This window comes from Thermus sp. (genome assembly GCF_056332225.1).
Window position 1 is genome coordinate 1 of sequence record NZ_JBWGQW010000045.1, and the last position, 11557, is coordinate 11557.

Genomic DNA, 11557 nt, shown 5'->3' on the forward strand with positions numbered 1-11557 from the left:
GGAGCGGACCTCTTGGTGCTGGGCTCCAAGGCCAAAAGCTCCTGGCGCCACCGCCTGGGGCGGATGGTGGAGGTCCTTCCCCCTGGGGGTGGCCCTCGCCCTCCACAACCTGCGGGGGCTTTGGGCCGCCTTCTTCCGGGTGGTCTTTTACCTCCCCCTGGTCACCGGGGTGGTGGCCACGGCCCTCCTGGTTCAGGCCCTCATCGGCCTCCTCCCCTGGAACCCCCTGAACCGCCCCGAGACCGTCCTCCCCACCCTGGCCCTCTTCAGCACCTGGCAGGGGATGGGAAGCGCGGTGCTCCTCTACCTGGCCGGGCTTTCCCGGGTGCCCCGGGAGGTGTACGAGGCCGCCGCCGTGGACGGGGCGGGCCCCTGGCAGGCTTTTCGCTTCGTGACCCTCCCCGCCCTCCTCCCCATCGTGAGCCTGGTGGCGGTCCTCTCCACCATCGCGAGCCTCCAGCTCTTTGAGGCGGTCCTCTTCATGACCCGTGGGGGCCCCGGGGACGCCTCCTTCACCCTGGCCTACTACATCTACACCTCCGCCTTCCGCTACTTCCGCATGGGCTACGCCACCGCCCTGGCCTGGGTTCTGGCCGGGGGGCTTTTCCTCCTGGTTTGGCTTCAGCGCCGTCTGGAAAGGAGGTTGGCCGATGCGGAGGCGTGAGCGGCTTCGCCAGACCCTCCTGGTGCTCCTCCTCACCCCCCTCGCCCTCCTCGTCCTCTACCCCTTCTTGTGGATGGTCTTCACCGGCTTCAAGGCCCCTCAGGAGGCCTACGCCTGGCCGCCCACCCTCTGGCCTAGGGAGTGGACCCTGGAGCACTACCAGGCCCTCTTCTCCGCCGTGCCCGTGGGGCGGGCCCTGTTCAACAGCCTCTGGACCTCGGCCTTCCTCGCCACCAGCAACCTCGCCTTGGGGGGCATGGCGGCCTACGCCTTCACCCGCCTCGCCTTCCCCGGGCGGGAGTTCTTCTTCCAGGGGCACGTCCTCTCCATGCTCCTCCCCTGGCAGATCACCCTCATCCCCACCTTCCTCCTGGTGCGGGCCCTGGGCCTGGTGGACACCTTTCTGGGCTACCTCATCCCAAGCCTCACCAGCGGCTACGCGGTGTACGTGCTCGGGCAGTACCTGAAGAGCTTTCCGAAAAGCCTCGAGGAGAGCGTGCTGGTGGACGGGGGAACCCCCTTTACCGCCTTCCTCAAGGTGGTGCTTCCCCTCTCCCGGGGGGCGCTGGCCGTGCTTTGGGTGCTCCTCTTCCTGGGCTACTGGCAGAGCTTCATCTGGCCCAGCGTGGTCCTCTCCTCTCCCGAGCGCATGGTCCTCCCCGTGGCCCTCCTTGCCGTGCAGAACCACTACGCCGTGAACATCCCCCTCCTCATGGCGGGCACCACCCTCATGGCCCTGCCCCCGGTGTTGGTCTACCTCTTCTTCCAGCGGAGCCTGCAAAACCCCGAGCTCTTCTCGGGGTTTAAGGGATAGGAGGTGAGGCGTATGCGCAAGTGGATCGGTCTCCTTGGGTTCCTGGGCTTGGCCCTGGGGCAGGTGGCCCCGGAGATGGTGGCCCAGGCTCTGCCCCGCACCATCCGGATCGGGGGGGAACTCTCCCAGTGGGAGGGCCTGCCGCGCTATGAGGTGGTCCTCTCCAACACCTTCCCCGCCAAGCCCGTGGGGCACAAGGGCTACTTCAGCGTGGCCTACGACCGGGAAAACCTCTACCTCCTTGGGGTCTTTGAGCAGAAGGCGGAGACGGTGCGGGCCAACAACCCCGCCGACCACAACGAGTGGTGGACGGACGACACCATGGAGGTCTTCCTCCGCCTGGACCCCAAGAAGCCCGAGTACCTGCACCTGGCGGCGAACCCCAAGGGCACCCGCTTCAAGGCCTACACCTTCACCACGGAGTACCGCACCTCCGGGCGCATAGAGAAGGACCGCTGGATCCTGGAGTGGGCCATCCCCTTCGCCTCCCTCAAGGTGGACCCGCCCAAGCCCGGCACCATCTTCGGGCTCAAGGTGGGCCGGGAGCACCAGGCGGCCTCGGAGTACCCCCTCTGGCCCGTGGGCGGGGACTACCACTCCCCCACCAACTTCGGCTACCTGGTCTTCGTGGAGCGCCTGGAGGACCCCAAGGCCCTGGCCCAGCGGGTGAGCGCCTACCTGGGGGAGGAGCCGCCCATCCAAAGCCGCCTCGAGGGCCTCACCACCTACGCCGTCTACTACGGCACCGACCCCGCCGAGGCCGCCAAGCTGGTGAACTTTGACCTGGCCATCGTCCAGCCCAACCTGCCCAAGGCCGCCCTCCTGGAGCTCAAGCGGGCGGGGGTGAAGGTGGTGGCCTACCTCTCCGTGGGGGAGGCCGAGCCCGAAAGGGTCTCGGTGCCCAAGGACTGGATCCTGGGCCAGAACCCCAACTGGGGGAGCTACTACGTGGACGCCAGGAAGCCCGGCTGGCAGGACCTCGTCCTTTCCCAGGCCAAGGACTACCTGGCCCAGGGGTTTGACGGCCTCTTCCTGGACACCCTGGACACCGCCGACCTCTTCCCCGAGACCGCCCCCGGCCTCGTGGCCCTGGTGAAGCGCCTCCGGGAGGCCTTCCCCCAGGCCATCCTGGTGCAGAACCGGGGCTTCAGGGTGCTCCCGGAGACCGCCCGCTACGTGGACGCGGTGATGTACGAGAACCTTTCCAGCATGTACGACTTCAAGGCAGGCCGCTACGTGCCCGTGGACAACGACCCTTCCCCCGTCCTCCCCTTCGCCAAGCGGGGGCTCGTGGTTTTGGCCCTGGACTACGCCCTGCCCGAGGACCAGGGGCTCATAGAGCGGGCCTACGTGCGGGCGAGGGAGCTCGGGTTTATCCCCTACGTTTCCGTGATCCGGCTGGACCGGGTCTTTCTGCACAACCCGTGAGAAGGAGGGATGAGGCATGAAGAGGCTTTTCGGGATTTTGGTTCTGGCGGTTTCGGCCCTGGCCCAGGTGCAGTACGCCACCTGGGACGGCACCCGGCAGAAGGTGGACGAGAGGCTCCTCAAGGCCTTCACCGAGGCCACGGGGATCCAGGTGGCCTACAACCTGGTCCCCTGGGGCACCTACTGGCAGAAGGCCTCGGCCATGATCGCCGGGGGGAGCACCTTTGACGTGATGTGGATGAACCTGGACAACTTCCCCTTCTACGCCTCCCAGGGCGTCCTTTCCCCCATCGCCCTTTCCCCCGAGGCCAAGGGCCGCCTGCCCCAGGGTGCCCTGAAGCTTTACACCGTGAAGGACCAGGTGCTGGGCGTCCCCTTGGGGCCCCAGGTGGTCACGGTCTACATCAACCGCAAGCTCTTCCAGGAACGGGGGGTGCCCATCCCCAAGTCCTCCTGGACCTTTGAGGAGATGCGGGAGGCGGCCAAGAAGCTCACCTTCACCCGCCCCGACGGCAAGAAGGTCTGGGGCATCAACGCCATGGACCTCCAGGTGGACACCGAGTACGGCATGGCCTTCTACTACTCCAACGGCGGGACGGGGCTCATCAAGAAGGTGGGGGACCGCTACGAGGCCAACCTGGACCAGGTCTTCTACGACACCGCCAAGAAGCTCCTGGACCTCATCTACGTGGACAAGGTCTCCCCGGGCCCCCAGGAGAGCACCCTCCAGGGCTACCAGCTCTTCCAGGCGGGGCAGATGGGCATCTACGTCCTGGGGAGCTGGATGACGGAGGTCTGGAAGGCCTCTCCCGGCCTGGACTGGGCCTTCGCTCCCCTGCCGGAGATGAAGAAGGGCTTGGCCCCCAAGGGGGTCTACAGCGTCCACGCCCTGGTGGTGCCTTCGGGGAGCAAGAACCGCGAGGCCGCCTACAAGCTGGCGGAGTGGTACGCCACGAGCCCCCAGGCGAACCGCATCCTGGCCGGGGCTGGCCTTCTGCCCACCCTGGCGGAGGCCTACCGCAGCACCTACCTCCAGGCCCTGCCCGGTAGGAACGCCGAGGTGGTCTTCGCCCAGCTCCCCAACATGGTGGTGCGCCACGCCGACGTCCGCAACCTGAGCAACCTTCCCGAGGTCCTGGACGCCCTGGGGAGCGCCATGAACCTGGCCTGGACCGGCAACCTGCCCCTGGACAAGGCCATAGAGAAGGCCCGGGCCGACATGAACGCCCTCCTCCGCAACGCCAAGCCCCTATGGTGAACCTGGTGGTGGTGGGCGCGGGGAGCCGGGGCTTCGCCCTGGCCCAGTACGCCCGCCACCGCCCGGACCGGGCCCGGGTGGTGGCGGTGGCGGAGCCCCGGGAGGCGCACCGGGAGGCCTTCGCCCGGGCCTTCGGCCTGGAGGAGGGGCGGGTTTTCCGGGACTGGCGGGAGCTTGTGGAGGCGCCAAGGCTAGGGGAGGCGGCCATCGTGGCCCTGCCCGACCGCCTGCACGCCGAGGCCGCCGTGGCCCTCATGGAGAGGGGCTACCACCTCCTCCTGGAGAAGCCCATCGCCCCCACCTGGGAGGAGGTGGAGCGGGTGGCGGAGGCCAAGGCGCGCACGGGGCGGATGGTGGCCCTGGCCCACGTGCTCCGTTACACCCCCTACGCCAGGAGGCTCAAGGCCCTGCTGGAGGAGGGGGCCATCGGGGAGGTGGTCTCGGCGCAGCACCTGGAGCCCGTGGGGCACTGGCACTTCGCCCACTCCTTCGTGCGGGGCAACTGGCGGAGGGAAGGGGAGTCCAGCCCCTTCCTCCTGGCGAAGAGCGTGCACGACCTGGACTGGCTCCTTTTTCTCCTCCCCGGGCGGGTGCGGCGGGTGGCCTCCTTCGGGGGGCTCTACCACTTCCGCCCCGAGAATAGACCCAAAGGGGCGGCGGAGCGCTGCCTCCACTGCCCCGAGGAGGTGGAGCGCTCCTGCCCCTTCTCGGCGCGGCGGATCTACCTCGAGGCCTATGACCGGGGGGAGCGGGGCTGGCCCCTGGACGTGGTGGCCTTTCCCCTCACCCGGGAGAACCTGGTGCGGGCTTTGGAGGAGGGGCCCTACGGGGAGTGCGTGTACCTGGGGCTTAACGACGTGGCGGACCACCAGGTGGTGGCCCTGGAGTACCGGGACGGGCGCACGGCGAGCTTTCACGCCGAGGCCCTAAGCCGCATGCGCTTCCGGGAAACCCGGCTTTTCGGCACCGAGGGGGAGCTTTTCGGGGATGGGCGGAGGCTACGCCTCTTCCACTTCCTGAAGGGGGAGCGGGAGCTGGACCTCGCCCTGGAGGAGGAGGCCTCGGTGCGCACGGGGCACGCCGGGGGGGACATGGGGCTCGTGGAGGATTTCGTGGAGGCGGTGGCCCGCGAGGACCCAAGCCGCCTCGAGCCCTGGGAGGAGGCGGTGTACGCCCACCGCCTTACCTTCCTGGCGGAGCGGGCGCGGCGGGAAGGGCGGGTGGTGGAGGTGGAGGCGTGAGGCTCGCCCTGGTGGGGGCGGGAAGCGCCGTCTTCTCCCGGACCCTCGTCCAGGACCTTCTCCTTTCGGCCCTCGAGGGGGTGGAGCTCCTCCTGGTGGACCCCGACGAGGGGCGGCTTGGGCCCGTGCTCCGCTGGGCCCAGGCCCTTTTGGCGCGCTTTCCCCAAAAGGGCTTCTCCGTGAGGCCCGCCTCCCTTCGGGAGGCCCTGGAGAAGGCGGAGGCCGCGGTGCTGGTGGCCGACGTGGGGGGCGAGGAGGCCATCTGGAAGGACTACGAGATACCCCTGCGCTACGGGGTGGACCAGAGCATCGGGGACACCCTGGGCCCCGGGGGGCTCATGAAGCTCCTCAGGCTCCACGGCCTCCTGGAGGAGGTGGCGGCGGGGTTTGGGGGAAGCCTCCTCCTCAACTACATGAACCCCCTAAGCGCCACCACCGCCTACCTGCTTTCCCGGGGGCACCGGGCGGTGGGGCTTTGCCACTCCGTGAGCGAAACGGCGAAGACCCTGGCGGGCTATTTGGGGGTGCCCCCGGAGGGCCTGGCCTACAGGGCCCTCGGGGTGAACCACCTCTCCTTCTTCGTGGAGCTCCGGTTCGGGGAGGAGGACCTCTACCCGAGGCTGAAGGCCCTCGCCCAGGACCCCGCCTTTTGGGACCGGGACCCGGTGCGCTTTGAGGTCTTGCGGGTTTTCGGCCTCTTTCCCTCGGAGTCCAGCGGCCACGTTTCCGAGTACCTCCCCTACTTCCGCAAGCGCCCCGAGGTCCTCGCCCGCTACGCCAGGCCGGGCTACGGCGGGGAAAGCGGCTTCTACGCCCGGAACCACGGGAGGTGGGTGGAGGAGGCGAGGCGGCAGGTGGGCCTTCCCGAGGCCCTCCGGCGGAGCGGGGAGTACGCCGCCACCGTCCTCGATGCCTTCTACGGGGGGGAGGAGGCTTGGGTCTACGCCACCCTCCCCAACCGGGGCCACGTGCCCGAGCTTCTGCCCTTCGTGGTGGAGGTGCCCGTGCGGGTGCGGCGGGAAAGCCTCGAGGCCGAGGGCGGGAGCCTCCCCCCGGGCCCGGCCGCCCTGGCCCGGAGGGCCCAAGAGGTGCACCAGCTTTGGGTCCAGGGCCTCCTGGAGGAAAGCCCAGAGGCCCTCCTCCAGGGCCTCGCCCTGGACCCCCTCACCGGGGCGGTGCTGGACCTTAGGGGGGTGGAGGCCCTCTTCCGGGAGCTCGCCTCGGCCCACGGGGACCTCATGCCCGTATTCTTAAGGCGATGGTTGAGGGACGCATCCTGACCCCGAGGGGCCTGGTTCCAGGCAGGCTCCACTTTTCCCTTCGGATAGAGGCCTTGGAGGAGGCCCCCGTGGACGGCCCCTACGTCCTCCCCGGCTTTTTGGACCTCCACGTGCACGGGGGCGGGGGGTGGGAGTTCATGGAGGGAAAGGAGGCCAGCCTGGAGGCCGCCCGCTTCCACCTCCGCCACGGCACCACCGGGCTTCTCGCCACCACGGTCACCGCTTTGCCCGAGGACCTGGAGCGGGCCCTGGAAGGGGTGCGGGAGGCCATGGAGGCCTGCCAGGCCATCCTCGGGGTCCACCTCGAGGGCCCCTTCATCAGCCCCCACCGCCTCGGGGCCCAGCCCCCCTACCCCCGCCTCCCCGACCCGGGCCTCGCCGCCTCCCTCCTCGCCCTGGCCCCGGTGCGGGCCGTGACCCTGGCCCCCGAGCTTCCCGGGGCCCTGGACCTCATCCGCTTCCTCGCCGGAAGGGGCGTGCGGGTCCAGATGGGCCACACCGCCGCGGGCTACGAGGAGGCCCTGGCGGGGCTTGAGGCCGGGGCCCAGGGCTTCACCCACCTCTTCAACGCCATGACCCCCCTCCACCACCGGGAGCCTGGGGTGGCGGGCCTCGCCCTGGAGCGGGGGCCGTGGGCCGAGCTCATCCCGGACGGCCTCCACGTCCACCCCGCCGCCCTCCGCCTCGCCCTGAAGGCCATCCCCGGCCTCTACTTCGTCACCGACGCCGTGGCCGCCGCGGGAATGCCCGACGGGGTCTACCCCCTGGGGGCCCACCGGGTGGAGAAGCGGGGAGAGGGGGTGTGGCTCGGGGAGAGCCTGGCGGGGAGCACCCTCACCATGGACCGGGCCCTGCGCAACCTGGTGGCCTTCGGCCTTTCCCTAGAAGAAGCGGCCAGGAGGCTCTCCACCCTACCCGCCCGCTACCTGGGCCTAGAGGACCGCGGGGAGATCGCCCCGGGGAAGCGGGCCGACCTGGTGGTGCTGGACGAGAACCTAGAGGTGGTGGCGGTGTACCTGGGGGGGGAGCGGGTGGCTTGACCTCGGGCCTTCCCAGGGGTTCAAGCCTCTGCCCAAGCGGTGGGTGGAGCGGACCTTTGCCTGGCTGGGGCGGAACCGGGGAAAGCCTACCTGGGCTTTTGGGGGAGCGCCTTCAGGAGCAGGGCCTGCCCCGCCACCAGGAGGTAGGCCTCCTGGGCCGCCTCGGCCAGGAGGGCGTTTACCTCGCCCAGGAGGTCGCGAAAGCGGCGGGCCAAGGGGTTGGCGGGCACGATCCCCATCCCCACCTCGTTGGAAACGGCGATCACCCGCTTGCCGCTTTCCTCCACCGCCACTAGGAAGCGCTTCGCCTCCTCTAGGGGGTCCAGGCCCCTTTCCATGAGGTTGGCCACCCAGAGGGTCAGGCAGTCCACCACCACCGTGGGGTTGCGGGCCCGCCCCAGGGCCTCCACGAGGTCCAGGGGCGCCTCGAGGGTCTCCCAGGTGGGGGGGCGCTCCTCTTGGTGGCGGCGGATCCTCTCCGCCATCTCCTCGTCCCGGGCCTCGGCGGTGGCGATCAGGGTGGCGAAGGGCCCGGCGAGCTTTTGGGCGAAGCGGCTTTTCCCGCTCCTTGCCCCGCCCAAGAGGAGGACGAGGCCGGGGGGCGGGGGCGGGTCCAGGTGCCCCACCGGGGCCTTCGCCTCGGTGGAGGCCCCAGGGGGGCTTGGCGCGGGGAAGGGCCTCCCCGTAAGCCCCAGGGCCCGGTGGAGGGCTCCTAGGTCCAGGTGGGCCTCCATGGCGTCCGCAAGCCGGTCCAGGCTCTCCTCCAGGGCCCTCGCCTCCCGGCCGAAGAGGGCCTTCTGCACCCCGGGGTTCTCCAGGAGGCCGTGGAGCCAGGTGGCGAGGAGGCTTCCTTGCTGGTGGAAGAGGGGGAGGCCCTGGCCGTGGTGGATCTCGTACCCCTCCACCTCGAGGCCATTTAGCCCCCCCCAGTACCCGGAAAGCCCCTGAAGCCTTACCCGCCTCCTTTCCACGGTCTTTTCCGGGGCCATCCGCACCCGGAAAGGGAGGAGGCCAAGGCCCGGGAAGTGGCCCTTTTCCTCCACCCCCGCCTCGTCCAGGAGGGCCTCGGAAAGCATCTCCGCCCCGCCGCAGACGGCGAGGAGGGGCCTGCCCTCTTCCAGGTGCCTCTGGATCGCCGGGAGGAAGGCCCGAAGCCAGGGGAGGTCCTTGGCGGGGAGGCGGCTTCCCGGGAGGACGAGGAGGTCCGCCCCCTCCGCCTCCTCGGGGAGGGCGGCGTACCGGACCCGGGCGAGCTCGGCGAGGGGCCAGAACTCGTCCAGGTTGGACGCGTGGGGATAGCGGAGCACCGCCACCTTGGGGCCCTCCCTTCCCTCCAGGCGGTGGCGGAACCCGTCCTCCTCGGGGAGGGCGAGGGGGAGCAGGGGGAGGGTCCCGAGGACGGGGAGGCCCGTCCAGTCCTGGAGAAGGCCGTAGGCGGGCTTGAGGAGCTCCAGGTCCCCCCGGAACTTGTTGAAGGCGAAGCCGAGAAGCCGTTCCCGGTGCTCCCCCAAGAGGGCCCAGGTGCCGTAGAGCGCCCCCAAGGCCCCCCCCTGGTCCACGTCGGCCACCAGGAGGGCCCTGGCGTCCGCCCACTCCGCCGCCTTTAGGTTCGGCAGGTCGGGCCAGAGGTTCCGCTCCACCGGGCTTCCCGCCCCCTCCAGCACCAGGAGGTCGTACTCGGCGAGGAGGCCCTCCAGGGCCTCGCGGACGGGGGCCTCGAGGCGGGGCCTCCTCTCCTTCCAGGAAAGCCGGGAAAGCTCCGGGTCCACCCTGCCCCACACCACCACCTGGGCGGCCCTCTCCCCGAAGGGCTTCACCAGAACGGGGTTCATGCGCACCTCGGGCTCGGCGCCTGCGGCCAGGGCCTGGAGCCACTGGGCGGTGGCCACCTCCCCGCCCCGCGCCACCCGGGCGTGGTTCGCCATGTTCTGGGCCTTGAAGGGGGCGGCCTTCAGGCCAAGCCTTTTGAAGTGGCGGAGAAGCCCCGCGGCGAAGAGGCTTTTCCCCACCCCGCTTCCCGTGCCCCAGACGGCGAGGGCCTTAGCCCTAGCCAAGGCGTACCCCCACGGCCTCAAGCAGGGGCTTTTCCACGCTCATAAAGCGGTCTCGCCTCTTTCGGTGAAGCGGTTGGCCGGAGTTGCATAACCGCCCGTGGAAAAGGTTTACGGCAAGGGGGCTTGGAGGGGGTCCCTCCGTGGGCCCCCTCGCCCGGCGCCCCGTTTCCCTCCAGGGCCCCGCCAAGGTTTTTCACCACCCCATGAGCCTTGCGAGGAGGTTGAGCTTATCCTGGTTGGGGGTTTTCCAGTCGTCCTGGAGCAGGCCGCCGGTGTCGCCGCTGTTGGGGTTGAGGGACCAGTAGAACCAGACCCGGATTCTCTTGTTCCGCAGGTAGTCCACGAAGGCGTCCTGCCAGGTGCGGTCCTGGTCCACGTACCGGCCCCCGAACTCGCCGATGCCCCAGGGGAGGTTGCGCCCGGAGAGGTGGCCGAAGTGGGTGTCCCAGATGGGGGGCATGTTGGCCGGGAAGGCGGGGTCGCCGAAGTAGGGCTGGTTGTAGACGCTGGGGCCGTAGGCGTGGGGAAGGTAGAGGAGGCGGTCTCCGAGGCCGAGGTCGTCGGTGGCCTCGGTGAGGTTTTCTCCCCAGAAGGCGTTGTATCCGCCGTTATAGGAGGCGTTGGCGACGCCTTCCACGGCCACCAGGAGGTTGGGGTTCACGCCGAGGATGGCCTGGGCGCCTTCCACGGCGAGGTTCTTCCACTCGGACCAGGTGAGGGCGTGGGGTTCGTTGACCAGGTCTATACCGAAGACGTTGGGGAACTCCAGGGAGAGCTGGGCCATGCGGCGGAGGTCCTGGAGCCAATCGTCTTTGGTGTACCCCCTGCTCGGGTCAAAGGGCCTGCCGGGCAAGCCGCCTCCGATGAGTTCGCAGCGGAAGGTGTGGAAGTCCAGGAGGACGTAGAGGCCGAGTTCTTTGGCCTTGCCGAGGACGTACCTGAGGCCCTGGAGGGGGGAGGTGGGGTAGGCGGGATCGCCCACCTGGGCCCAGGAGGCCACGGTTCCCTGGTCCCGGAGCACCTCCGGGGCCACGGGGAGCCTGAGGGCCGTGAAGCCCCAGCCCTTGACCTGGCTGAGGAAGTCGGCGACGCTTCTTCCGGACCAGAGGCCGTGGGGGGCGCGGTCGCAGGTTTCCAGGCCGAACCAGTTGACCCCGTAGAGGGGGATGGGGGATCCGTTCTTGTAGACGCCATCGGCCCTGGCGCTGTAGCGGGGCGTGGGGCCCGTGGTGGAGGAGGGCGCGGTTACGGTTACGGCGAGGTTTGCCTGGGCGCTGAGGGTGTCCTTGGTGCCCTTGACCTTCAGGTTGTAGGTCCCGGGGGCCACGCTGGCGGCCACGCTCACCGTGAGGGTCTGGCTCACGGGAGAGTTCCCCGTGACGGCGACGCTGGTGGGGGAGAGGGTGAACCCCTGGGGGATGTTGCCGCCCTGGTCCACCAGGCTGAGGTTCACCGTGCCCGTGAAGCCGTTCTCTGGGGTCAGGGTGAGGGTGGTGGTGCCGCTGGAGCCTTGCGCTACCGTGAGGCTCGTGGGGTTGAGGGCGAGGGTGAAGGAGGGGGAAGGCGTTGTTTGCCTTCCGCAAGCGGCAAGGAGGGAGGCGAGGCCTACCAGGAACCAAAATCGCTTAATCATGGGCATTTCTGCCTCCTTTCCGGACCCCCCCCGGGGTCCTGAGCGCGCGCCCTCGGGGGGCTTGCAAATATCTTAACATGCGGGTCCCAGGATAAGGATTGGCCTTGGGGCTTCCCGCCTACGGGCGGGTAGAGCCGCATGAGAA

General features: G+C 69.5%; 9 protein-coding genes. 7 read left to right on the forward strand and 2 right to left on the reverse strand.

The features are described from left to right. Positions 1–88 precede the first annotated feature (88 nt). Genes AC01Y6_RS08100 through nagA form a run of 7 tightly spaced genes read left to right on the forward strand, consistent with a single transcriptional unit; the run spans position 89 to position 7725 of the window. Positions 89–664, forward strand: coding sequence for a carbohydrate ABC transporter permease (locus tag AC01Y6_RS08100; RefSeq protein ID WP_476671048.1), 576 nt, complete (start codon positions 89–91; stop codon positions 662–664). Next, positions 651–1478 (forward strand): carbohydrate ABC transporter permease, encoded by an 828-nt coding sequence (locus tag AC01Y6_RS08105; RefSeq protein WP_347241160.1) that lies wholly within the window; start codon positions 651–653, stop codon positions 1476–1478. Before AC01Y6_RS08100 ends, AC01Y6_RS08105 begins: the two co-directional genes overlap by 14 nt. Before the next feature lie 12 nt (positions 1479–1490). Then, entirely contained in the window at positions 1491–2906 is a 1416-nt protein-coding gene (locus AC01Y6_RS08110; RefSeq protein WP_476671050.1) for an endo alpha-1,4 polygalactosaminidase, read from the forward strand. Between the two features lie 16 nt (positions 2907–2922). Continuing rightward, positions 2923–4164 carry an ABC transporter substrate-binding protein gene (locus AC01Y6_RS08115; protein WP_428720215.1) on the forward strand — a complete coding sequence of 414 codons (1242 nt, stop codon included), beginning with the start codon at positions 2923–2925 and terminating at the stop codon, positions 4162–4164. After that, on the forward strand, positions 4161–5405 hold the full coding sequence (locus AC01Y6_RS08120; RefSeq protein WP_476671051.1) for a Gfo/Idh/MocA family protein: 1245 nt from the start codon (positions 4161–4163) through the stop codon (positions 5403–5405). Before AC01Y6_RS08115 ends, AC01Y6_RS08120 begins: the two co-directional genes overlap by 4 nt. Then, positions 5402–6685 carry a family 4 glycosyl hydrolase gene (locus tag AC01Y6_RS08125; RefSeq protein WP_476671052.1) on the forward strand — a complete coding sequence of 428 codons (1284 nt, stop codon included), beginning with the start codon at positions 5402–5404 and terminating at the stop codon, positions 6683–6685. Before AC01Y6_RS08120 ends, AC01Y6_RS08125 begins: the two co-directional genes overlap by 4 nt. Then, positions 6664–7725, forward strand: a complete 1062-nt coding sequence (gene nagA / locus AC01Y6_RS08130; RefSeq protein WP_476671053.1) for an N-acetylglucosamine-6-phosphate deacetylase — start codon at positions 6664–6666, stop codon at positions 7723–7725. The genes AC01Y6_RS08125 and nagA overlap by 22 nt, the downstream gene beginning before the upstream one ends. Before the next feature lie 86 nt (positions 7726–7811). Here nagA and AC01Y6_RS08135 read toward each other — a convergent pair whose 3' ends face one another. After that, positions 7812–9779 carry a cobyric acid synthase gene (locus AC01Y6_RS08135; RefSeq protein ID WP_476671055.1) on the reverse strand — a complete coding sequence of 656 codons (1968 nt, stop codon included), beginning with the start codon at positions 9777–9779 and terminating at the stop codon, positions 7812–7814. A gap of 193 nt (positions 9780–9972) precedes the next feature. Next, the gene (locus AC01Y6_RS08140) at positions 9973–11412 is read right to left on the reverse strand and encodes a cellulase family glycosylhydrolase (RefSeq protein WP_476671056.1); all 1440 of its coding nucleotides are present in this window, start codon (positions 11410–11412) and stop codon (positions 9973–9975) included. Positions 11413–11557 lie beyond the last annotated feature (145 nt).

Excerpts from the sequence above, each read along its gene's own strand:
- AC01Y6_RS08105 (WP_347241160.1), top strand. The coding sequence starts at position 651 with ATGCGGAGGCGTGAGCGGCTTCGCCAGACCCTCCTGGTGCTCCTCCTC.
- AC01Y6_RS08110 (WP_476671050.1), top strand. The coding sequence starts at position 1,491 with ATGCGCAAGTGGATCGGTCTCCTTGGGTTCCTGGGCTTGGCCCTGGGG.
- AC01Y6_RS08115 (WP_428720215.1), top strand. The coding sequence starts at position 2,923 with ATGAAGAGGCTTTTCGGGATTTTGGTTCTGGCGGTTTCGGCCCTGGCC.
- nagA (WP_476671053.1), top strand. The coding sequence starts at position 6,664 with ATGGTTGAGGGACGCATCCTGACCCCGAGGGGCCTGGTTCCAGGCAGG.
- AC01Y6_RS08140 (WP_476671056.1), bottom strand. The coding sequence starts at position 11,412 with ATGATTAAGCGATTTTGGTTCCTGGTAGGCCTCGCCTCCCTCCTTGCC.